20 protein-coding genes are annotated in these 21344 nt (G+C 75.5%); 13 read left to right on the top strand and 7 right to left on the bottom strand.

Annotated features, from left to right (window positions below; translation table 11 throughout):
* Position 1 precedes the first annotated feature (1 nt).
* Positions 2-826 carry a fumarylacetoacetate hydrolase family protein gene (locus tag Pdca_RS21685; protein WP_085914664.1) on the top strand — a complete coding sequence of 275 codons (825 nt, stop codon included), beginning with the start codon at positions 2-4 and terminating at the stop codon, positions 824-826.
* Between the two features lie 86 nt (positions 827-912).
* Here Pdca_RS21685 and Pdca_RS21680 read toward each other — a convergent pair whose 3' ends face one another.
* Positions 913-2082, bottom strand: coding sequence for a glycosyltransferase family 4 protein (locus tag Pdca_RS21680; RefSeq protein ID WP_085914665.1), 1170 nt, complete (start codon positions 2080-2082; stop codon positions 913-915).
* A 147-nt stretch (positions 2083-2229) separates the two neighbouring features.
* Here Pdca_RS21680 and cobF point away from each other — a divergent pair, with 147 nt between their 5' ends.
* The 4 genes from cobF (at position 2230) to Pdca_RS21660 (ending at position 7247) form a co-directional block, all read left to right on the top strand.
* The gene (cobF, locus tag Pdca_RS21675) at positions 2230-3027 is read left to right on the top strand and encodes a precorrin-6A synthase (deacetylating) (protein ID WP_166665850.1); all 798 of its coding nucleotides are present in this window, start codon (positions 2230-2232) and stop codon (positions 3025-3027) included.
* 110 nt (positions 3028-3137) lie between these two features.
* Entirely contained in the window at positions 3138-4607 is a 1470-nt protein-coding gene (gene mptB, locus Pdca_RS21670) for a polyprenol phosphomannose-dependent alpha 1,6 mannosyltransferase MptB (protein WP_085914666.1), read from the top strand.
* A gap of 70 nt (positions 4608-4677) precedes the next feature.
* Positions 4678-6213: an apolipoprotein N-acyltransferase gene (gene lnt, locus Pdca_RS21665; protein WP_085914692.1), complete on the top strand. Its 1536-nt coding sequence runs from the start codon at positions 4678-4680 to the stop codon at positions 6211-6213.
* 44 nt (positions 6214-6257) lie between these two features.
* Positions 6258-7247, top strand: a complete 990-nt coding sequence (locus Pdca_RS21660; protein ID WP_373865472.1) for an SDR family NAD(P)-dependent oxidoreductase — start codon at positions 6258-6260, stop codon at positions 7245-7247.
* Here Pdca_RS21660 and Pdca_RS21655 read toward each other — a convergent pair.
* Positions 7237-7827 carry a TetR/AcrR family transcriptional regulator gene (locus tag Pdca_RS21655; RefSeq protein ID WP_158092254.1) on the bottom strand — a complete coding sequence of 197 codons (591 nt, stop codon included), beginning with the start codon at positions 7825-7827 and terminating at the stop codon, positions 7237-7239. The two genes, Pdca_RS21660 and Pdca_RS21655, sit on opposite strands and share 11 nt — an antisense overlap.
* A gap of 130 nt (positions 7828-7957) precedes the next feature.
* Between Pdca_RS21655 and Pdca_RS21650 the strand changes: the two genes are divergently transcribed.
* Positions 7958-8488 carry a DUF5709 domain-containing protein gene (locus Pdca_RS21650; protein ID WP_125911508.1) on the top strand — a complete coding sequence of 177 codons (531 nt, stop codon included), beginning with the start codon at positions 7958-7960 and terminating at the stop codon, positions 8486-8488.
* 20 nt (positions 8489-8508) lie between these two features.
* On the opposite strand, the gene Pdca_RS21645 is transcribed toward Pdca_RS21650, so the two are convergent.
* Both Pdca_RS21645 and Pdca_RS35705 read right to left on the bottom strand, forming a co-directional pair.
* On the bottom strand, positions 8509-8919 hold the full coding sequence (locus Pdca_RS21645) for an SsgA family sporulation/cell division regulator (RefSeq protein WP_085914669.1): 411 nt from the start codon (positions 8917-8919) through the stop codon (positions 8509-8511).
* 234 nt (positions 8920-9153) lie between these two features.
* Positions 9154-9834, bottom strand: coding sequence for a hypothetical protein (locus Pdca_RS35705; RefSeq protein WP_085914670.1), 681 nt, complete (start codon positions 9832-9834; stop codon positions 9154-9156).
* A 179-nt stretch (positions 9835-10013) separates the two neighbouring features.
* On the opposite strand from Pdca_RS35705, the gene Pdca_RS21635 reads away from it, so the two are divergent.
* Entirely contained in the window at positions 10014-11711 is a 1698-nt protein-coding gene (locus tag Pdca_RS21635; protein WP_085914671.1) for an AMP-binding protein, read from the top strand.
* A gap of 12 nt (positions 11712-11723) precedes the next feature.
* Here Pdca_RS21635 and Pdca_RS21630 read toward each other — a convergent pair whose 3' ends face one another.
* Positions 11724-12359 (bottom strand): flavin reductase family protein, encoded by a 636-nt coding sequence (locus tag Pdca_RS21630; protein ID WP_085914672.1) that lies wholly within the window; start codon positions 12357-12359, stop codon positions 11724-11726.
* 51 nt (positions 12360-12410) lie between these two features.
* On the opposite strand from Pdca_RS21630, the gene Pdca_RS21625 reads away from it, so the two are divergent.
* Positions 12411-13382, top strand: a complete 972-nt coding sequence (locus Pdca_RS21625) for a cobalamin biosynthesis protein (RefSeq protein ID WP_085914673.1) — start codon at positions 12411-12413, stop codon at positions 13380-13382.
* Positions 13383-13462: 80 nt separating this feature from the next.
* On the opposite strand, the gene Pdca_RS35700 is transcribed toward Pdca_RS21625, so the two are convergent.
* Both Pdca_RS35700 and Pdca_RS21615 read right to left on the bottom strand, forming a co-directional pair.
* A complete protein-coding gene (locus Pdca_RS35700) occupies positions 13463-13861 on the bottom strand; it encodes a hypothetical protein (protein ID WP_085914674.1) in 399 nt (132 codons plus the stop codon).
* A 52-nt stretch (positions 13862-13913) separates the two neighbouring features.
* Entirely contained in the window at positions 13914-14729 is an 816-nt protein-coding gene (locus Pdca_RS21615) for an SURF1 family cytochrome oxidase biogenesis protein (RefSeq protein WP_085914675.1), read from the bottom strand.
* A 41-nt stretch (positions 14730-14770) separates the two neighbouring features.
* On the opposite strand from Pdca_RS21615, the gene Pdca_RS21610 reads away from it, so the two are divergent.
* The 5 genes from Pdca_RS21610 to Pdca_RS21590 are packed head-to-tail and all read left to right on the top strand — an operon-like array spanning position 14771 to position 21158.
* Complete coding sequence (locus Pdca_RS21610) at positions 14771-16309, top strand: cobyric acid synthase (protein WP_166665849.1); 1539 nt, start codon at positions 14771-14773, stop codon at positions 16307-16309.
* A gap of 8 nt (positions 16310-16317) precedes the next feature.
* Positions 16318-18519, top strand: a complete 2202-nt coding sequence (locus tag Pdca_RS21605; protein WP_085914695.1) for a putative cobaltochelatase — start codon at positions 16318-16320, stop codon at positions 18517-18519.
* Positions 18520-18532: 13 nt separating this feature from the next.
* Entirely contained in the window at positions 18533-19147 is a 615-nt protein-coding gene (cobO, locus tag Pdca_RS21600; protein WP_085914676.1) for a cob(I)yrinic acid a,c-diamide adenosyltransferase, read from the top strand.
* Positions 19144-20640: a cobyrinic acid a,c-diamide synthase CobB gene (locus tag Pdca_RS21595; RefSeq protein ID WP_166665848.1), complete on the top strand. Its 1497-nt coding sequence runs from the start codon at positions 19144-19146 to the stop codon at positions 20638-20640. The genes cobO and Pdca_RS21595 overlap by 4 nt, the downstream gene beginning before the upstream one ends.
* Positions 20637-21158, top strand: coding sequence for a cobalamin biosynthesis protein (locus Pdca_RS21590; RefSeq protein WP_197719791.1), 522 nt, complete (start codon positions 20637-20639; stop codon positions 21156-21158). The genes Pdca_RS21595 and Pdca_RS21590 overlap by 4 nt, the downstream gene beginning before the upstream one ends.
* The last annotated feature ends 186 nt before the right edge of the window (positions 21159-21344 follow it).

Genomic DNA, 21344 nt, shown 5'->3' with positions numbered 1-21344 from the left:
CATGCGGATCGTCCGGTTCGACGGCGACGGCGGGCCCGTGCGGACCGGCTGTGTCGAGCCCGGCCCGGTCACCGGCCGCCCGGCGGGCGGGCCGGACCCCGGTGCGCGGCCGGACCCGGCGGGATCGGCGGGATCGGCGGGCGAGATCGTGCGGGAGCTCGGTCGGTCCGGCCCGGGGGCGGTTGCCGGGCGGCTCGACGAGCTGCGGCTGGCCGCACCCTGCGAGCCCCGCACGATCGTCTGCGTCGGCAGCAACTACCCCTGCCAGGTGGCGGAGAAGGGGCGGGCCCGGCCGGAGCGGCCGGCACTGTTCCTGAAGGCGCCGAACGCGGTCGTCGGGCCGGGGGAGCCGGTGCTGCGCCCGCGCGAGGTGAACCGCCTGGAGTACGAGGGCGAGCTGGCGGTGGTGATCGGCACCCTCGCCCGCGACGTCGACGAGTCCGACGCCATGCGCCACGTGCTCGGACTGACCTGCGCCAACGACGTCACCGCGGACGACTGGCGGGCCGACGGGCAGTGGACGCGGGCGAAGAGCGCCGACACGTTCTGCCCGCTCGGCCCGTGGATCGAGACCGAGCCGCGGCCCGGCCCGCTGGGACTGACCACCCGGCTCGGCGACGAGATCGTGCAGCGCTCGGACACCGGGGCGATGATCTTCGACGTGCCCCGGATCCTGGCCTGGGTGACCCGCTGGATCACGCTCTCGCCCGGTGACGTGGTGCTCACCGGCAGCCCGGCCGGGGTCGGGCCGATGGCGCCGGGGGACCGGGTCACCGTCGAGATCGAGGGGATCGGCGCCCTCAGCAACCCGGTCGCACGGCGCTGATCCGGGCTCGCGGTGCTGGCGGCCCGGGCCCCGGCGACGGAGCCCGGGGGCGTGCGGCGGTGGTCCGGGTGCCCCGGCGCGACAGCTCAGGCGCCGCGCAGCGGCAGGGCCGGCTCCGGTGCGTCCAGCTCGTCGGGGGCCGGGGCGTCGGCGTGCCCGAGCGCGCTGCGGTAGACCGCGCCGAGCGCGTCCGCCCAGACCGACGCCTCGAACCGGTCGAGGAACCGCTGCCGGGCGGCGGCACCGCGGCGCGCCCGCAGCTGCGGGTCGCGCGCCATCCGGACCAGCTCCTCGGCGATCCGGGACGCCGAGACCGATGTCAGCGCGCCGGTCTCCCGGGTCACGATCTCCGGGATCCCGCCGACCCGGGTGGCCACCGCGGGTGTCCCGGTGCCGTGCCCGAGCACCAGCCGCCGCGGCATCGTGTCGTGCCGGGTGGTGTGCAGCTGCACGTCCGCGACCTGCAGCAGCTCCACCGGATCGGTGTCCTTGCGGAACGCGACCCGGCCGGAGAGCAGCTCGTCGCCCGCCACCCGGGACTCCAGCCAGGGGCGCAGTGGACCGTCGCCGCCGAGCACCACCGTCACCGGTTCGTCCTGCGGCAGCTCGGCGACGGCGTCGAGCAGCATGTCCTGCCCCTGCCCGCGGCGCATCGGGGCCACCGAGACGGCGACCACCTCGTTCTCCGCGACACCCAGCCCACGCCGGAACCGGGCTGCCGCCTCGGGCGTCCCGACCCCCGGATCGGCGGCACCGTCCGGGATCACCGACAGCCCGGCCGTCGAGCCGGCGGCGGCCCGGTACCAGTCCCGCTGCAGCATCGACGTCGCGATGGTGCGGGTCATGAATCGCCTGCGGGCCAGCGTCTTCGCCGTGCGCCGCAGGTGGTCGCCGCGGTCGGCGGGCTGGGCGTGGATGTGGTGCAGCGTCGAGATCGCCGGGATCCGCAGCCGGGCCGCGGCGGCCGAGCCGACGACGTCCGGGCGGAGCCCGTGGGTGTGCACCAGATCGACGCCGTGCTCGCGGAACGCCCGGAGCACCTTCGGCACGGCACGTGGATCCCACGGGGCGACGTTCAGCTCCACGACGGGGGTGGCGGTCCGGCCGAGCCGGGCGGCGATCCCGGGCTGGTCGGACGGGTTCAGCGCGACCACGACCAGCCCGTACCCGGCGGCGGGGCCCGCGGTTGCCAGGTCGGCGAGTGCGGCCGCCACGCCGTGCGGGTCGAGTGACTCGACCAGATGTCCGATCTTCATCGTGCTTCGGCCTCCCGGGATGGATCTGGGATGTCGGTCGGCGGGGCACCGACACTACCGAGTGACAGCGGTCCGTGACGGCCGGGACACCGCGGGGATCGGGGGACGGGGCGCCGGGCGGAGTGCGGCGTGGATTACGGTCACGGCGTGCGCACGGTGTTGGTGATCGGGATCGGGGCGGGCGACCCGGAGCACCTGACCCTCCAGGCGGTCGACGCCCTGCGGCGGACCGACGTCGTCTTCGTGATCGACAAGGGCGACGTCAAGGACGACCTGCTCGCGCTGCGCACCGAGATCCTGCGGCGGCACCGTCCCGACGGCGGGCACCGGACCGTGGTCGCGCCCGAGGTCGACCGGAACCGCGGCGCGGACGTGCAGCACGATGACGCGCGCTACCGCGACGTCGTCGTCGACTGGCAGGACCGGCGGGCCGAGCTGTACCGCACGATGCTCGAGACCGAACTGGCCGACGGGGAGACCGGCGCGTTCCTGGTCTGGGGTGATCCGTCGCTCTACGACGGGACGCTGCGGCTGCTCGACGCCGTGCTGGCCGACGCGCCCGACGGCGACTGGCGGGTCGAGTCGATCGCCGGGATCTCCAGCGTCGCCGCGCTGGCCGCCGCGCACCGGCTGATCCTGAACCGGGTCGGGCGGCCGGTGCTGATCACCACCGGCCGCCGGATCGCCGACGGGATGCCCGGCGATGTCGACGACGTGGTGGTGATGCTCGACGGCCGCACCGCGTTCGCGACGCTCCCGCCGCAGCAGCGCGGCGAGCTGCACATCTACTGGGGCGCCTACCTCGGGACCCCGGACCAGCTGCTGCTCGCCGGCCCGCTGGAGAAGGTCTGCGACGAGATCCTGCGGGTGCGTGCCGCGGCCCGCGAGCGCAAGGGCTGGATCATGGACACCTACCTGCTGCGCCGCGGCGCAGCAGAACGCTGACGGGCACTGACGGGCACTGAGGAGCGCCGCGGACCGCTGAGCAGCGCTGTCGGGAACCGAGCAGCGCGGAGGGGCGCCGGGGATTGTCGGGGACGGCGGAACCGCACGGCATGAGCAGCGACGCGCCGGGGGCCGGTCCGCTGCGGTGGACCGGGTTCGCCGGTGCCCTGCTGCTGACCGGCGGCGCCTGGGCCGTGCTCGTCCTGCCGGCGTCGGTGCCCGCGCTCGCCGCGGGCGTCACCGGCACCGGATTGCTGGTGCTGGCGTGGGCGTCGACCGGGCGCCGGGTGCTGCGCGGCGTCCCGCCGTCGCCGGGCTGGTCGGTCCGGACACTGGGCCTCTGGGCCGCGCCGCTGCTGGTCGCCCCGCCGCTGTTCAGCCGGGACGTGTTCAGCTATCTCGCGCAGGGCGAGATCGCGCACCGCGGGCTCGATCCGCACCTCGTCGGGCCGCGCGCGGTGCTCGGCACCAGCTCGGGCCCCGGGGCGCTGGTGGACGGCCACTGGGTGGACACGCCGTCGCCCTACGGCCCGCTGTTCACCGCGCTCGCCCGGGGTGTCGCCGCGATCGCCGGCGAGGACCCGGTCGCCGGGGTCGCGCTGCACCGGCTGCTCGCGGTGGCCGGGCTGGTGCTGCTGGTGCTGGCGGTGCCCCGGCTCTGCGCGCTGTCCGGTGCCTCGCCCGCGGTGGCGATGTGGCTCGGCCCGGGCAATCCGCTGGTGCTGTGGCATCTCGTCGGCGGGGTGCACAACGACGCGCTGATGCTCGGGCTCGGGCTCGCCGGTACCGCGCTCGGGCTGCAGGCACTCGACGGCGCGCGGGACCGGATCGGCTGGGCGCGGCTCGGCGCGGGCGTGCTGCTCGTCTCGCTGGGCGCGCTGGTGAAGCTGCCGGTGCTGGCAGCACTCGCGGTGGTCGGGACGGCACTGGCCCGCCGCCGCGGCGGCACGCTCGGTGGGTTCGTGGCGGCCGGGTTCGGGGGGGCCGCCGCGTTCGCCGCCGTCGCCTCGGTGACGTCGGTGCTCACCGGCACCGGGTTCGGCTGGATGCGGTCGGTCGGCACCCCGGGCATGTTGTGGAGCTGGATGGCGCCGACGAACTGGTTCGGCTTCGCCGTCGGCGGGATCGGTGCGTTGTTCGGCGCCGACCTCACCGCCCCGATGATCGCTGCCGGCCGGGTCGCCGGAACGGTGCTCGCCGTCGCCGGCATCGCGTTCGTGCTGTACCGGCAGCTGCACGGCCGGATCGACCCGGTGCCGGCCTGCGGTGCCGTGCTCGGGCTGATCGTGGTGTTCGGGCCGGTGCTGCATCCGTGGTACCTGCTGTGGGCGGTGCTGCCGCTGGCCGCCTCCCCGCTGACGACGCGGGCCCACACCCGGATCGCCGTCGTCTCCGGGGTGTTCGCGGTGCTGCTCCCGCCGCTCGCCGGTGACCACGGCGACCGGCCGGGAACGCTCGTCGCCGGCTACGCGACGGCGGCGCTGATCGTCGGGATCGCGTTCGTGCTGCTGCTGCGCCGGGAACCGACACCGGAACGCGCACCGGCGCGCGACGGCGGCGGGACCGGCCCACCGGTGTGACCGCGCACCCCGGTGCGAGCGCTCCGGGCGGCGGTCCCGGATCATGGGGGTGTCGATCTCGGAGGAGCGGATGAGCGGTGTCGTGACCGGGCGTGCGGACGGCCCGTGGCGGGAGCGCTTCCGCGCGCTGCGCCACGTCCCGCTGCGCCACGCCGCCGCCCTCCCGGCCGGCGTGCTGCTGCACCTCGCGTTCCCGCCGCGGCTGCTCTGGTGGGCGGCGCCGATCGCGTTCGCCCTGCTGTGGTGGGCGCTGCAGCGGAGCACGGTGCGCCGGGCCGCGCTGATCGGCTTCGTGTTCGGGCTGGCGTTCTTCCTGCCGCACCTGGCGTGGATCCAGGACTTCCTCGGCCGCGAGTTCGGACCGGCGCCGTGGGTCGGGCTGTCCGCGCTGATGGCGGTGTTCACCGCGGCGTTCTGTGCGGTCGTCCCGCTGCTGTCCCGGTTGCCCGGCGCCCCGCTCTGGGCGGCCGCGGCGTTCGTGCTGCAGGAGTCGCTGCGCGGCCGGATCCCGCTCAACGGGTTCCCGTGGGGCCGGGTCGCGTTCAGCCAGGTGGAGGGCCCGTACCTGCCGCTGGCCGCGTTCGGCGGGGCCCCGCTGGTGACCTTCGCGGTGGTCGCGACCGGTTTCACCCTCACCGCGCTGCTCACCCGCCCGACGGTGCTGCGGGCCGTCCCGGTGCTGCTGCTGGTGGCGGCGGTGCTCGGGGTGCCGGCGCCGCCGACCGACGCGCAGAGCGGGACCCGCACCGTCGCGCTCGTCCAGGGCAACGCGCCGGATCTCGGCCTCGGCCTGCTCGGCGCGCGGGACCTGCTGCGCCGCAACCATCTGGCCGTCACCGCCGAGCTGGCGGACGAGATCCGGGCCGGCACCGTGCCGCGCCCGGACCTGGTGCTCTGGCCGGAGGGCGCCACCGGGACCAACGGCACCGATCCGGCGGTCGATCGCGCCGTCGCCGATCTCGGCGTGCCCACGCTGATCGGTGCGATGTACCGCGACGCGGGCGGCACCGAGAACGCCGTCGTCGCCTGGGACCCGCGGACCGGCCCTGGCCCGCGCTACGCCAAGCAGGAGCTGGTCCCGTTCGCCGAGCGGATCCCGCTGCGGCCGATCGCCAGCCTGGTCACCCCGTTCGTCGACGTCCCGGACCTGCGTGCCGGGGACCGGCCGGGCCGGATCGATCTCGCAGGCACCCGGCTGGGCGTCGGGATCTGCTATGAGGTCGCCTACGACTGGGTGCTGCGCGAGTCCGCGGCGCAGGGCGCCGAACTGCTGGTGGTCCCCACCGACAACGCCTGGTACGGGCCGGGGGAGATGACCTATCAGCAGCTCGCGATGGCGCGATTGCGCGCCGTCGAGCACGGCCGGGCGGCCGTCGTCCCGGCGCTGAGCGGGGTCAGCGCGGTGGTCCGGCCGGACGGCAGCGTTGCCCGCTCCACCGAGATGTACACCGCCGCGACGGTCGTCGAGCAGGTGCCGCTGCGCTCGGACGTCACCGTGGCGACCCGCTGGGGCGGCCTGGTGGAGGCCCTGTTCGTCGCCGCCGCGGTCGGCGGCTGCCTGGCCGGAGCGGTGCGGCACCGCCGGCGCCGGGCCGCCGCATCCTGAGCCGGACGGCTGTCGGCGGGCGGGAGTGTCCCGGCTGTGGTCGGATCGGTGGCGTGCTGAGCATGCTGGACACCGTCCTCGACCGCGCCGTGGTCCCCGGCTACTCGAGGATCGGGTACCTGCTGCGCAGGCGCGGATGGACCGGGCCGCGGGCCGATCCGGCGCGCGGCGCGCTGATCGGGCGCACCGCGCTGGTCACCGGCGCGGGCGGCGGGCTCGGCGAGGCGGTCGCGACCGGCCTGGTCCGCCTCGGTGCGACCGTGCACCTGCTCGTGCGCTCGGCGGAGAAGGGCCGCGCGGCGCAGGACCGGATCCTCGCCGCCGTCCCGGGGCTGTCCCGGAGCCGGCTGCCGGTGCAGATCTGCGACATCGGTGAGCTCGCGCAGGTCCGGTCGTTCGCGACCCGGTTCGCGACCGAGGTCGACGCGCTCGACGTGCTGGTGCACAACGCCGGGCTGCTGCCCGAACGGCGCAGTGAGACCGGCGAGGGCAACGAGACGACGCTGGCCGTGCACGTGCTCGGCCCGCTGCTGCTCACCCGGCTGCTCGCCGACACCCTCGCGGCCGGGGCGCAGCGCTCCGGCACCGACTCCCGGGTGATCGTGATGTCGTCCGGCGGGATGTACGCCCAGCCGCTGCGCGTCGACGACCTGCAGTTCGAGCGGGGTGACTTCGGCGGGACCGCCGCGTACGCCCGGACCAAGCGGATGCAGGTCGTCATGACCGGGCTGCTCGCCGACGAGCTGGTGTCCCGGCGGATCACGGTGCACGCCCTGCACCCGGGATGGGCGGCGACCCCCGGGGTGACCGGGTCGCTGCCGCTGTTCGGGAAGCTGCTCGGGCCGGTGCTGCGTACCCCGGCCCAGGGCGCGGACACCGCGGTGTGGCTGGCCGCGGCGCCGTCGTCGGAGATCGGGAGCGGGCGGTTCTGGCACGACCGGGCGCCCCGCCCGGCGCACTACCTGTCGCGGACCAGGGAGAGCGCCGAGGACCGGGAGCGGTTCGGCCGGGAGGTGGATCGGCTCACCGGGTGAGCGGTCCGTCGAGCAGGGCCGCCGCGGCCCGCCGGACGTGCGCCAGTACGTCCTCGGGATCGGCCCGGCCGACCGCTCCGTCCGGCAGCAGCGGATGCACCAGGCTCAGCCCGAGCAACCAGGCCAGCAGCAGCTCGGCCCGCAGCTCGGCCTCGGCCAGGTCGGCGGCACCGGTCGCGCGGGCGGCGAAGGCCGCGGTGAATGCACCGGCGAGCTCCATCCGTACCGCCGCCGCAGCTTCCGAGGTGCCGGCCGAGCGGACGACCGAGCCGAACAGGTCGTGCTCCGGCCCGGTGCCGCCGTCGAAGATCGAGCGGAGCGTGCGTTCGAGCAGCTCCTCGGGCGGTCCGCCGTGCAGCACGGCCAGCGCGCGCTCCGCGGCGACCCGGGCGAACAGCGCGTCCTTGCTGCCGAAGTAGCGGAACAGCAGCGCCTGGTTCACCCCGGCGCGTTCGGCGATCGCCCGCACCGGGGTGCGGTCGTAGCCGTGCTCGGCGAACAGGTCCGTGGCCGCGGCGAGCAGCGCCCGGCGGGTGGCGTCGCCGGAACGCACCGGCGGGGCACCGGACTCGGCGCTCACGGGCGGACTCCTCTCCTGCGGGGCACGGTGATCAGGTGAGTGGACGGTAGCGCCCGCCCGGCGGCGCATGGCGCTCCCGGTGCCCGGGTACGCGCAGTGCGAGACCCGAACCGAGAAGGACGTGAGACCCGTGGCCGCAGGCGACGAGAACGAGTTCCAGCCGGAGGCGCCGGACCTGGCGTCGGCGTTGCAGCTGGACACCGACGAGGCGCTGACCGGCCCGTCGGACGCCGATCCGCTGGACGCCGGCTACGTGCCGCCGGACCGCCCGTACGGCGTCGAGGACAACGCCGTCACCCCCGCCGGCGAGCGGGCCGGTGAGACCCACGAGGCTCGGCTCGCCAGGGAGGTGCCGGATGAGCTGTCCACGGCGGATACCGACCGCTCGGGCCGGTTGACGAGTGCGACCGACTCGCCGGACGGGCGGCCCGCGGTGGACGGTGCGGCCCACGACGTGGGTATCGACGGCGGCGCGGCCGGCGCGGAGGAGGCCGCGGTGCACGAGGCCGACCGGCGGATCGTGCCGGTGGTCGACGAGTCCCCGGCCGGCGATCCCGAGGTCAGCGCGCAGCTCGCGGAGGACGCCGACCTGGCCGACGAGGCCGCCGCGGATGCGGAGTCCGACGCCGGGAGCCACCCGGAGTGGGCCCGCCGCAGCTGACCCGGACCGACCCGGACGGGTCAGGCCGCGCTGCCGGTGAGCCGCGCGATGGCGCCGTCGAGATCGAGGTGGTCGTTCTCCTCGCCGAGGTCGACGATCTCCAGCGTCGCCTCCACGAACTGGGCGAGCAGGTCGCGGTCGACCTCGAGGACCGCGGCTCCGCCGTCCGAACGGATCTCGATCTCGACGACGTCGTAGCCGTCGACCCGACGCGGTGCCATCCGGATGTCGCCGATCCCGGTCGGCGTGGTCAGGCCCTCGATCACCAGGTCGCGGGCGACCAGCCACTCGATCCAGCGGTCCGCGGAGCGGCGCACGGAGAACGAGATCGCGAACGGATCTGCCGCCCGGAACGCCCAGCGGCTCACGATCGGGGACGCCTGGCCGTGCAGCACGGTGAAGACGTCCTGCTGGATCGAGTCGCTGGTCATCCTGCTCGCCCTCCGAAACCGTGCCCCGGACCGCCGTGGTGTGCCGCGGTCTCACCGGGTACATCGCCGGACAGGCCTCCGGCGCTGCATCCCGGGCGAGGATTCACCCGTTCGCGCCATCTGTCGTTCACGTCACGATACGGAAGTGGCACAGCAGGTCCAACGAACGGGCGTGCCGTCGGCGACGGCCCGGGGTGTCGCCGGATCCGGTGACACCGGGTGGTCGCCGACGGCTCAGTGCCGGGTGACGGCGGTGACCAGCCAGATCCCGCCGGGGCCGGGCCGCACGGTCTGCTCCAGGGTGACGGTCGCCCTGGCCGGTGACCGGCCGTCGGTGACGTCGTAGTTGCCCGGGGCCAGCTCGGTGATCGCGGGATTGCGGTACTCCAGCTCGGCGCCGACGTAGGAGATCGTGACCTCCTGCGGGTCGAGCAGCCACGGGTCGCCGCCGCGGTCGGCCTGCTGCTGCATCCGCTGTGCGGTCGCGGCGTCGCCTGCCGGCCAGGACGGCACGTCCTGCTCCGCGCGGGGCGCGGCCTTCGCCTGCGGATCCGGTGCGGGCCGCGGGCCCGCCGCGGGGGCGGGGGCGGCCGGTGGCGGCGCCGGAGAGCCGGCCGGTGCAGGCGGCGCGGTCGGCGCAGACGGTGCAGGCGGCGCGGACGATCCGGGCGGTCCGGCCGACGTGGACGACCCCGTCGGCATCGTCGACGAGGCCGTCGGGGCGGGTGCCGGCGGGGCCTCCGGAAGTGCGGCGTTCCCGCAGCCGACGAGCAGCACGACCAGCACCAGCAGCGCCAGGCCGACGAACGCGCCGCGCAGCATCAGCCGCGGCCCGAGCCGGCCCACCCGGATGCCGGCCGGACGGCCCGGAGCGGCCCCGGCCGTGCTCACCTGCGGGAGGTCCGGTGCGGTCACGCGGGAACCTTACGACCGGCCCCGCGCCGGACCGGGGAGGCGGCGCCGCCCCGTTCCGGTGACCGCCGCCCGGCGGGGGACCTGGCGGGACGAACGGTGCCGACGTCCGCCGGAGTGATTAGGGTCGCCGGTGAGCGACGGGGAGCAGCCCCGGCACGAGCCCGACGAGGTGCACGAGAATGGCGTCCGGTACCGCGGCGACGGACAAGTTCCTCGCCGCACGCGACTTCCTGCTGGCCCACCGCGAGGACTACGCCACCGCCTACCGCGACTTCCGCTGGCCGGAGCTCGACGAGTTCAACTTCGCGCTGGACCACTTCGACGTGGTGGCCGCCGATCCGGAGCGGGGCGCGCGGCGCGCACTCTGGATCGTCGAGCAGGACGGTTCGCAGGAGCACTGGACCTTCGCGGAGCTGGCGCAGCGGTCGAACCGGGTCGCGAACTGGCTGCGCGCCCAGGGCGTCGGCCGCGGCGACCGGGTCATCCTGATGCTGGGCAACCAGCTGGAGCTGTGGGAGACCCTGCTCGCGGCGATGAAGCTGGGTGCCGTCGTCATCCCGGCGACGACCCTGCTGACCCCGGCGGACCTGCAGGACCGGGTGGACCGGGGCGGGGCGCGGCACGTGGTGGCCGCGGCGTCGGACACGGCGAAGTTCGAGGCGGTCACCGGCGACTTCACCCGGATCGCGGTGCGCGGTGCGGTGCAGGGCTGGCGTGACTACTCCGGTGAGGCCTACACGGCGGACGCCGAGTTCACCCCGGACGGTCGGACCGCCGCGTCCGACACGCTGTTGCTCTACTTCACCTCGGGCACCACGGCGAAGCCGAAGCTGGTGGAGCACACGCACACGTCGTACCCGGTGGGGCACCTGTCCACGATGTTCTGGATCGGGCTGGAGCCCGGCGACGTCCACCTGAACATCTCCTCGCCAGGCTGGGCCAAGCACGCCTGGTCGAACGTGTTCGCGCCGTGGATCGCCGAGGCGACGGTGCTGGTGATGAACTACGCCCGGTTCGACGCCGAGTCGGTGCTCGGCGTGCTCGACCGCTGCGGAGTGACCAGCTTCTGCGCGCCGCCGACGGTGTGGCGGATGCTGATCCAGGCCGACCTGTCGACGCTGAACACCCCGCCGACCAAGGTCGTCGGGGCCGGCGAGCCGCTCAACCCGGAGGTCATCGAGCAGGTCGAGAAGGCGTGGGGGCTGCGGATCCGGGACGGGTTCGGGCAGACCGAGTCGTCGGTGCAGATCGGGAACTCGCCCTCGCAGCCGGTGAAGCCGGGCTCGATGGGCCGCCCGATCCCCGGGTTCGTCGTGGCGCTGGTCGATCCGGCGACCGGCGAGGTCGGCGACGAGGGTGAGATCTGCCTCGACCTGAACCACCGCCCGACCGGGCTGATGGTCGGCTACGCCGACGACCCGGAGCGCAACGCCGAGGCGATGGCCGGCGGCTTCTACCACACCGGTGACGTGGGTTCGCGGGACGCGGACGGCTACATCACCTACGTCGGCCGCGCCGACGACGTCTTCAAGGCCAGCGACTACCGGATCAGCCCGTTCGAGCTGGAGAGCGTGCTCATCGAGCACCCGGCGGTCGCCGAGGCCGCGGTGGTGCCGTCGCCGGACCCGGTGCGGCTCGCCGTGCCGAAGGCCTACGTGGTGCTCGCCGCCGGGCACGAGCCGACCGAGGCGACGGCGACCGACATCCTGCGGTTCGCCTACGACAATCTCGCGCCCTACAAGCGGATCCGCCGGCTGGAGTTCTTCGAGCTGCCCAAGACGATCTCCGGGAAGATCCGCCGGGTCGAGCTGCGCGGCCGGGAGAACGAGATCCACTCCGACCCGCAGGCCGAGGTCGGGACGGAGTACACGCTGTAGGGCGCCGGCCGGTCAGTCGTCGGCCGCGTAGTGGCCCGGCCACTCGCGGTAGGGGATCCGGGCGATCTCGATGATCTCGCCGAGCCGGGACCACTCGTTGCGGCCGAGCCGGGCCAGCGGGGCGAGCCGGCGCACGTCGGGCAGTGAGGTGCCGCGAGCATCGGTGGTGAACACGTCGTCGTCGATGGCGGCGTTCACCACCCGCCCGATCACCACGGTGGAGTCCCCGAGTTCGATCGCCGAGTGCAGCACGCACTCCAGCGCGACCGGGGACTCCGCCACCCGGCTCGGGGTCACGACGGTGCTCGGCTCCGCGGTGAGCCCGACCGAGGTGAACTCGCTGATCTCGGACGGGAAGTCGGTCCCGGTGGCGTTGATCTTCTCGAACATCGGCTCCCCGGCCAGGCACACCACGAACTCCCGGGTCTCCGAGACGTTGCGCAACGAGTCCTTCTTCCCGACCGAGGTGAACTGGACCATCGGCGGGTCGACGCAGGAGACCGTGAAGAACGAGTGCGGTGCCAGGTTGTCCACGCCCGCGGCGGAACGGGTGGACACCCATGCGATCGGCCGGGGGACGACGACACTGGTCAGCAGCTTGTAGAACGGTCCGGTGCCCAGTTCGTCCGGCGAGTGGTCGGTGCGCATGGGGTGATCCTGCCTGTTCGGTGATCAGCGTGCCGACCTACCGTCAGCCGCATGCGCGACGGCGCCCGGGCGGCCGGGCTGATGATCGGGATCCTGGCGGACGCGATGCTCGGCGACCCGCGGCGCGGGCATCCGGTCGCGGCGTTCGGCACGCTCGCGGCCGGGCTGGAGCGGTGGCTGTACCGCGACTCCCGCGTCGCCGGGGCGGTGTACGCGGTGGTGCTGGTCGGCGGCACGGTCGCGGCCGGTGTGCCGGCCGGGCGGGTGGGCGGACCGGTCACCCGGACCGCCGTCACCGCCGTGTCGACCTGGGCGGTGCTCGGCGGGACGTCGCTGATCGGAGAGGGGGCCGCGCTCGCGGCGGCGCTCGCCGCGGACGACCGGGCGGCGGCCCGGACGCGGGTGACCCATCTGTGCGCCCGCGATCCCGCGCTGCTCGACCCCGACGGCATGGCCCGCGCCGGGGTGGAGTCGCTGGCCGAGAACACCTCGGACGCGGTGGTCGGGCCACTGGTCTGGGGCGCCGTCGCCGGTGTGCCCGGGCTGCTCGGGTATCGCGCGGTGAACACCCTGGACGCCATGGTCGGCTACCGGTCGGCCCGCTACGAGCGGTTCGGCTGGGCCTGCGCGCGGCTCGACGACCTGGTGAACCTGGTCCCGTCGCGGGTCACCGCCCTGCTCACCGTCGCCATCGCCCCGCTGGTCGGCGGATCGTCGCGGGCCGCCCTGCGCGCCTGGCGCCGCGACGCCGCCGGTCATCCCAGCCCGAACGCCGGACCGGTCGAGGCCACCGCCGCCGGCGCACTGGGCCTGCGGCTGGGCGGACCGACGACCTACGCCCACGGCACCGAGAACCGGCCCGCCCTGGGCGACGGGCACCCGCCCCGCCAGGGGGACCTGGTGCGGGCCGCGCGGCTGTCGAGACTGGTGGCCGCCGCGGCCGGGGCGCTGGCGGTCGGCGTGGCGTACGCGACGGGCCGGCCCCGCAGTGGGGGAGTACATCCGGAACCGCTCACCAGGTGAGCGGTTCCGGTGGAGCGAGGCCGGACAGCACGGGCCGATCGCTCACCCGGTGAGCGAACTCGCCGGGTGAGCGCCTGGGCTCACCGGCGGGCGCCGCTGAGGATCACGCCCGCGAGCAGCGCCGGGACGGCCCACTCGGCGGCGCGGATCGCGTCCTTCGGGGCGTCGTCGCGTGCTCCCAGTACCGCGGTGCCCACCGTCAGGCCGGCCGCGGCGACGGTCAGGCCGACCCCGACGGCGTCGCCGGTGGCGCGCCGGGTCGCGAGCTGGCCGAGACCACCGGTGAGGGTCGCGGCGAGCGCGGCCCGGGCGATCGGCGTCCAGGTGGACCAGCCCGCGGTCGCGACGCGCTGCCGGTCGGCGGGCCCGCCCGCAGCGTCCGCTGCGGCGTTCAGCCCGGAGACGCCCATCAGCGAGCCGCCGAACCAGGCGGCGGCGCCGACGTCACGAAGGGCCCGGAAAGCGGTCGCGCGGTCCATGTCTCTCCTCGGGGAGCGGGATGTGTGCGCGCGAGACCCTAGCGCCGGGCGGTCACCGGTCCGCGCGGCCCTCGCCGCCGTAGCCGTCCCGGCCGGAGAGCTGCTCGCGCAGGCTGCCGCGTGGGTCCCGGCGGCCGCGCCGCTGCAGCAGCTCCAGCCGGATGAAGATCACCAGCGCGACCAGTGCGACCACGCCGAAGGTCAGCCACTGCAGCGCGTAGGAGAAGTTGCTGAACGGCGCCCCGCCGCCCGGCGGCGCGATCGGGATCGGGTTCAGCACGCCGGCCTGGCCCTCGTCCAGGGAGACGATCCCCTCGACCGGGGTGGTCCCGGTCGCCTCGGCGACCGCGCGCGAGTCGGCCGCGTAGATCTGCCGGGTGCCGCCGTCGAGCAGCGGCGGCCTGCCCTGCGGGTCGTTCTCGTTGAGCCGCAGCCGGCCCTCGACGTTCACGGTCCCGTCCGGGGCGGCCGCGATGTCGGGGACGACGCCGCCCTCACCGGCGGCGACCGTGCCGCGGTTGACCACGACCAGGCGACCGTCGGTGAGCCGCAGCGGCGTCAGCACCTCGTAGGCGGGCGCGCCGTCGACGACCCGGAGCCGGACCAGCGACTCGGCGTCGCGCTCGAAGGTGCCGGTCAGCTCGACCCGGCGCCAGATGTCGTCGGACGACACGGCCGCCCCCGGCGGGACCAGCTCGGCGAACGGGACCGCCGGGGTGTCGTGGGCGGCGGCGATGGCGGCGTTCTGCGACTCCCGTTCGGCCTCGCGGCCGAACTGCCACGGCGCCAGCAGCGTGTAGCAGGCAACCACGAACGCACAGACGACGCCGATGAAGGCGAGCCAGCCGGGCCGGAGCAGGAAGCGCACGCCGTCCAGGGTAGTCGTGGCCGACGGGGATACTGACCGGTGTGGCAGTCGACCTCTCGGGCGCGGTGTTGATCGCCGGAACGACCTCGGACGCGGGCAAGAGCGCCGTGGTCGCGGGGATCTGCCGCTGGCTGCACCGGCGCGGGGTGTCGGTGGCGCCGTTCAAGGCCCAGAACATGAGCAACAACTCGGTCGTCACCCCGGACGGCGGCGAGATCGGCCGGGCACAGGCGATGCAGGCGCACGCCTGCGGGATCGCGCCCGGCGTCGACCTCAATCCGGTGCTGCTGAAGCCGGGGAGCGACCGCACCTCCCAGGTCGTCGTCCGGGGGCGGGCCGACGGGCAGGTGTCGGCGCTGTCCTACCGGCACCGCACCGCGGCGCTGGCGGAGGTGGTGGCCGACTCGCTGAGCCGGCTGCGGGAGCGCTACGACGTCGTCGTCTGCGAGGGTGCCGGCTCGCCGGCGGAGATCAACCTGCGCCCCACCGACCTGGCCAACATGGGCTTCGCCCGGCGCAACGACCTCCCGGTACTCGTCGTCGGGGACATCGACCGGGGCGGGGTGCTGGCGCACCTGTTCGGCACCCTCGGCGTCCTCGAACCGGCCGACCAGGCACTCGTCGCCGGGTTCGTGATCAACAAATTCCGGGGGGACGTCCGGCTGCTCGAACCGGGGCTGGAGCAGCTGCTGACGCTGACCGGCCGTCCGACGCTGGGAGTGCTGCCGTTCGCCGAGGGACTGTGGCTGGACGCCGAGGACTCGCTCTCCGCCGTCGCCGACGGCGTGCTCGGCAGGCCCGCCCCGCCGCGCGGCGCGCAGTGGCTGCGGGTGTCGGTGATCCGGCTGCCCCGGATCTCGAACGCCACCGACGCCGAGGCGCTGGCCTGCGAGCCGGGCGTCGCCGTCCGGTACGTGACCGAACCGTCGCGGATCGCCGACACCGACGTCGTCGTGCTGCCCGGCTCGAAGTCCACCGTCTCGGACCTCGGGTGGCTGCGGTCGTCCGGGATGGCCGACGCGGTGGCCGCGCACGCCGCCGTCGGACGCCCGGTGCTCGGGATCTGCGGTGGCTACCAGATGCTGGGCCGCACGATCACCGACCCGCACGGGGTGGAGGCGACGCCCGGCACCGCGGTCGACGGGCTGGGTCTGCTCGACCTGGAGATCGCCTTCGACCGGGACAAGCACCTGGGCACCCCGACGTCGACCGCATGGGGGCAGCCGGTCACCGGATACGAGATCCACCACGGCCGGGTCGTGCGCTCCGGTGATCCCGGGCTGATCGGCGACGAGGGATCCGACCGGGGGAACGTGCTGGGGACGCACTGGCACGGCCTCGCCGAGAACGACGGCTTCCGGCGCGCGCTGCTCACCCGGCTGGCCGCCGAGGCGGACCGGGACGGCTTCCGGGTGGCGGACGACACGTCGTTCGCGGCGGAGCGGACCCGGCAGGCCGATCTGCTGGCCGACCTGGTCGAACAACACATGGACACGTCGTCACTTGAACATGTGATCCGACACGGAGCACCGGCGGATCTCCCGGTGCTGACGTCCGGTCTGGCAGCCTCGGCCAGGTGAACGCTGCGGTGACGTCCCTTCGATTCCCGTTCTCCGCCGTCGTCGGGCACGACGACCTGCGGCTGGCGCTGCTGCTCAACGCCGTGCACCCGGGGGTCGGCGGGGTACTGGTGCGCGGCGAGAAGGGCACCGCGAAGTCGACGGCCGTGCGGGCGCTGGCCGCGCTGCTGCCGGATCTCGACGTCGTCGAGGGCTGCCGGTTCGGCTGCGACCCGGCCGCGCCGGACCCGGCCTGCCCGGACGGACCGCACCTGCTGGGTGAGGCGAGCACACGCCGTCCGGCCCGGCTGGTGGAGCTGCCGGTCGGCGCGACCGAGGACCGCCTCGTCGGGTCGCTCGACCTGGAACGCGCGCTGTCCGAGGGCAAGCGCGCCTATCAGCCGGGTCTGCTCGCCGACGCGCACCGCGGGGTGCTCTACGTCGACGAGGTCAACCTGCTGCACGACCACCTCGTCGATCTGCTCCTCGACGCGGCCGCGATGGGCCGCGCGCACGTCGAGCGGGACGGCGTCTCGGTCTCGCACGCGGCCCGGTTCCTGCTGGTCGGCACCATGAACCCGGAGGAGGGCGAGCTGCGCCCGCAGCTGCTCGACCGGTTCGGGCTGACCGTGGAGGTGCGGGCCTCGCGCGACGTCGACACCCGGGTCGAGGTGACCCGGCGGCGGCTGTCCTTCGAGGACGACCCGGCCGGGTTCGCCAGCCGGTTCGCCGGCGCCGAGGCGGACACCGCCGCCCGGCTACGGGCCGCGCAGGAGCGGGTCGTGGGCGTCCGGCTGTCGGATCGTGAGCTGCGCCGGATCGCGTTCGTCTGCGCCCGCTTCGACGTCGACGGGATGCGTGCCGACCTGGTGATCAGCCGGGCGGCCGCGGCGCACGCGGCCTGGGAGGGGCGCACCGCGGTGGTCGAGGACGACGTCCGGGTCGCCGCCCGGCTCGCCCTGCCGCACCGGCGCCGTCGCGACCCGTTCGACGAGCCCGGCATCGACGAGAAGGACCTCGAGGAGGCCCTGCGCGACGCCGAGGAACACCTCGGCCCGGACGACGACCCGGACCCCGGTGGCGGCCCCGACGGCCCCGAGGACCCGGACCCGCAGGACGGCCCGGACTCCGCGGACACCGACGGCGCCGAGCCGGACGGCATCGATCCCGGCACCGATCCCGGCACCGACCCCGACGGCGGCTCCGACGAGTCGGGTGGCTCCGGCCCCCCGCAGCGCCCGGACGGCTCGGCGCGGGACGGCCACGATCCGGCCGACGGCACCGAGCAGTCGTCCGAGGCACCGGACCCGGCGAACGACTCCGCGGAACCGGAGGACGGCGCCGGCCGGGAGCAGCGACCGGGCGGCGACGGCGGGGAGGGGCGCGCCCTCGTCGTCGGGGACGCCGCGAAGCTGCGCCGGGCGACGATCCGCAAGTTCGCCGTCCCCGGGCTCGGCGCGGGCGCCCCCGGACGCCGGTCGCGGGCCCGCACCGACGCCGGCCGGGTCGTCCGGCCGACCGACTCGGGCACCACCCGGGCCGCCGACCTGCACCTGCCCGCCACCGTGCTGGCCGCCGCGCCGCACCAGGCGCAACGCGGTCGCAGCGGGCCGGGGCTGCTCGTGCAGCGCGGCGACCTGCGCCGCGCCGAGCGGGAGGGACGCGAGGGGAACCTCGTGCTGTTCGTCGTCGACGCGTCCGGGTCGATGGCCGCGCGGAAGCGGATGACGGCCGTCTCCGGCGCCGTCCTCGGGCTGCTGCGTGACGCCTACCAGCGTCGCGACAAGGTCGGGCTGGTGACGTTCCGGGCCAGGACCGCCGAGCTGACCCTGCCGCCGACCTCGTCGGTCCCGACCGCGCAGCAACGGCTCGCGACCCTGCGCACCGGCGGGCGGACCCCGCTCGCCGAGGGGCTCCTGCGGGCCCGCTCGGTGCTCGCCGCCGAACGCCGCCGCGATCCCCGCCGCCGTCCGCTCGTCGTGCTGCTGACCGACGGCCGGGCGACGGTGCCGGCCCGCCCCGGCGGTGACCCGGTGGCCGACGCCCGCCGCGCGGCCGCGCTGCTGGCCGACGACGGCGTGCACACCGTCGTCGTGGACTGCGAGAGCGGGCACGTCCGGCTCGGACTGGCCGCGCCGCTCGCCGCGTCGGCCGGCGGCGAACTGGTGACACTGGACGAGCTGACCGCCGAGAGCGTGGGGGACCTCGTCCGGTCCGCCCGCGCGGCCTGAGAGGAGACCCGCCGTGCCGCAGGGACAGGTGAGTGTCACGCCCGAGGACGGGCTGACCACCCGGCAGCGCCGTAACCGGCCGCTGCTGATGGTGCACACCGGCGTGATGAAGGGGAAGTCGACGGCGGCGTTCGGGATGGCGCTGCGCGGCTGGAACCAGGGCTGGTCGATCGGGGTCTTCCAGTTCGTGAAGTCGGCCAAGTGGAAGGTCGGCGAGGAGGAGGCGTTCCGCGCGCTCGGCCGGGTGCACGACGAGACCGGCGAGGGTGGTCCCGTCGAGTGGCACAAGATGGGATCGGGCTGGTCTTGGTCCCGCAAGCAGGGCTCCGAGACCGACCACGCCGACGACGCGCGCGAGGGCTGGGCCGAGATCCGCCGCCGGCTGCGTGCCGAGCAGCACGGCCTGTACGTGCTCGACGAGTTCACCTACCCGCTGAAGTGGGGCTGGATCGACGTCGACGAGGTGGTCGCCGAGCTGACCGGCCGGCCGGGGCACCAGCACGTGATCATCACCGGCCGGGACGCGCCGCAGGCGCTGATCGACGCGGCCGACCTGGTGATGGAGACGACCAAGGTCACGCACCCGATGGACGCCGGCCAGAAGGGGCAGCGGGGGATCGAGTGGTGAATGCTCGCGCCCTGGTGGTGGCGGCGCCGTCGTCGGGGAGCGGGAAGACGACGGTCTCCACCGGCCTGATGGCCGCGCTGCGCAGCCGGGGCACCCGGGTCGCGCCGTTCAAGGTCGGCCCGGACTACATCGATCCCGGCTACCACTCGCTGGCGGCCGGACGGCCGGGCCGGAACCTCGACGTCGTGCTGCAGGGCGCCGAGCGCCTCGCGCCGCTGGCCCGGCACGGCTCCCGGGACGCCGACATCGCCGTCGTCGAGGGCGTGATGGGGCTGTTCGACGGACGCATCCCGGACGGTGCCGGTTCGACGGCGCAGGTCGCGGCCGCGCTGGGCGCACCGGTGCTGCTGGTGGTGGACGTCCGCGGGCAGTCCCGGTCGCTGGCCGCGCTGCTGCACGGCTTCCGGTCGTTCGACCCGGCGGTCGAGGTGGCCGGGGTGATCCTGAACCGGGTCGGGTCGGCGCGGCACGAGGAGGTGCTGCGCGCCTCCGCCGACGAGATCGGACTGCCGGTGCTCGGCGCGGTACCGCGCCGGGCCGAGCTCGCCGTGCCGTCGCGGCACCTCGGCCTGATCACCGCGGCCGAGCACGGCGCCGCCGCGACCGCCGCCGTCGACGCGATGGCCGGGCTGGTCGCCGAGCACGTCGATCTCGACGCGGTGCTGGCGCTGGCCCGCCCGCTGCCCGACGGCCCGGTCTGGGACCCGCACGCCGAGATCGCCGCAGTCACCGGTGCGGCGCCCGCTCCCGCTCGGCCGGTGTCCGGCGGCCTGGCCCGGGACCTGCACGCCGAGATCGCGGCAGCCACCGGCGCGGCGCCGGTTCCCGCCCGCCCGGTGTCCGGCGGCCCGATCCGGGACCTGCACGCCGGGATCGCCGCCACCGGCGCGGTGCCGGCCCCCGCTCGGCCGGTGGTCGCGCTGGCCGGCGGCCCGGCGTTCGGGTTCGGGTACGCCGAGCACGCCGAGTTGCTCGAGGCGGCCGGTGCGCAGGTGGCGGTCGTCGATCCGCTGCGCGATCCGGACCTGCCGGAGGGGACGTCCGCGCTCGTGCTGCCCGGCGGGTTCCCGGAGGAGCACGTCGGCGCGCTGGGGGAGAACCGGTCGCTGCGGATGGCCGTCGCGCGGCTGGCCGCGTCCGGTGCGCCGGTGCACGCGGAGTGCGGGGGCCTGCTCTACCTGTGCCGGGACCTCGACGGGGCACCGATGTGCGGGGTCCTCGAGGCCTCGGCCGCGATGACCGACCGGTTGACCCTCGGCTACCGGGAGGCCGTCGCGGTGTCGGCGTCGCCGCTGTTCCCGGCCGGGGCCCGGGTGGGTGCGCACGAGTTCCACCGTTGTGCCGTCACCCCGCGCGCCGGTTCGGCCCCGGCCTGGGCGTGGCGTGGCGCGGAGCCGGAGGGGTACGTCGTCGCCGGGGTACACGCCTCGTTCCTGCACACGCATCCGGCAGGCAACCCGGACTCGGTCGCCCGCCTGGTCGCAGGCGCGTGACCACCGGTTCCGGGCCGGAGCGCCGGCCCGGTGGGCGTCCGGCGCCGCAACCGGAGCTCGCACTCGGGATCGGGATGCGGCCCGGGGTGTCGGCCGCCGCGCTGCGGGCGCTGCTGCGCCGGGTGGCGGACGAGCACGGCCTCGATCTCGATCACGCGGTCGTCGCGACGCTCGACCGGCGGACCTCGGAGCCGGGTCTGCTGCAGGCCGTCGCACCGCGGACCCCGCGCGGATACCCGGCGGAGCAGCTCGCCGCGGTGGTGGTGCCGACGCCGAGCGACCGGGTCGCCGCCGCCACCGGAACGCCCGCGGTCGCCGAGGCCGCCGCGCTGCTGGCCGCGGGCCCCGGGGCGGTGCTGGTGGTACCCAAGACCGCCGCCTCCGGCGCGACCGTGGCGGTGGCGCGGCTGGCGCGGGCTACGCGGGTGGCGCGGGCTATGCGGATGGCGCGGCTGGCGGTGGGAATGGCGCCGTCCGGCGCCGCCCCTGATCCGTCCTCTGACACCGCCCCGGGCTGACGCCCCCGGCAGCCGCACGGGTTCGCCGAGTCCGCACGGGTTCGTTGCGTTCGCACGGGGTCGGATCTCGTGCGGATGCGGTGATCCCGTGCGAACGGTGCTCGGGCTCGTGGCCGGTCGCGTGGCGAGGGCTTTCTCCCCGTGCCGGGTGGCTGCCGGGGCGCAGGGTCGGCTGCGTTCGCACGG

The organism is Pseudonocardia autotrophica, from assembly GCF_003945385.1.
GTDB lineage: Bacteria > Actinomycetota > Actinomycetes > Mycobacteriales > Pseudonocardiaceae > Pseudonocardia > Pseudonocardia autotrophica.
This window is presented reverse-complemented; position numbering and strand designations above follow the sequence as displayed.

Coding starts and splice junctions, on each gene's coding strand:
- Pdca_RS21685 (WP_085914664.1), top strand. CDS start 2: ATGCGGATCGTCCGGTTCGACGGCGACGGCGGGCCCGTGCGGACCGGC.
- Pdca_RS21680 (WP_085914665.1), bottom strand. CDS start 2,082: ATGAAGATCGGACATCTGGTCGAGTCACTCGACCCGCACGGCGTGGCG.
- mptB (WP_085914666.1), top strand. CDS start 3,138: ATGAGCAGCGACGCGCCGGGGGCCGGTCCGCTGCGGTGGACCGGGTTC.
- lnt (WP_085914692.1), top strand. CDS start 4,678: ATGAGCGGTGTCGTGACCGGGCGTGCGGACGGCCCGTGGCGGGAGCGC.
- Pdca_RS21645 (WP_085914669.1), bottom strand. CDS start 8,919: ATGACCAGCGACTCGATCCAGCAGGACGTCTTCACCGTGCTGCACGGC.
- Pdca_RS21635 (WP_085914671.1), top strand. CDS start 10,014: ATGGCGTCCGGTACCGCGGCGACGGACAAGTTCCTCGCCGCACGCGAC.
- Pdca_RS21630 (WP_085914672.1), bottom strand. CDS start 12,359: ATGCGCACCGACCACTCGCCGGACGAACTGGGCACCGGACCGTTCTAC.
- Pdca_RS21625 (WP_085914673.1), top strand. CDS start 12,411: ATGCGCGACGGCGCCCGGGCGGCCGGGCTGATGATCGGGATCCTGGCG.
- Pdca_RS35700 (WP_085914674.1), bottom strand. CDS start 13,861: ATGGACCGCGCGACCGCTTTCCGGGCCCTTCGTGACGTCGGCGCCGCC.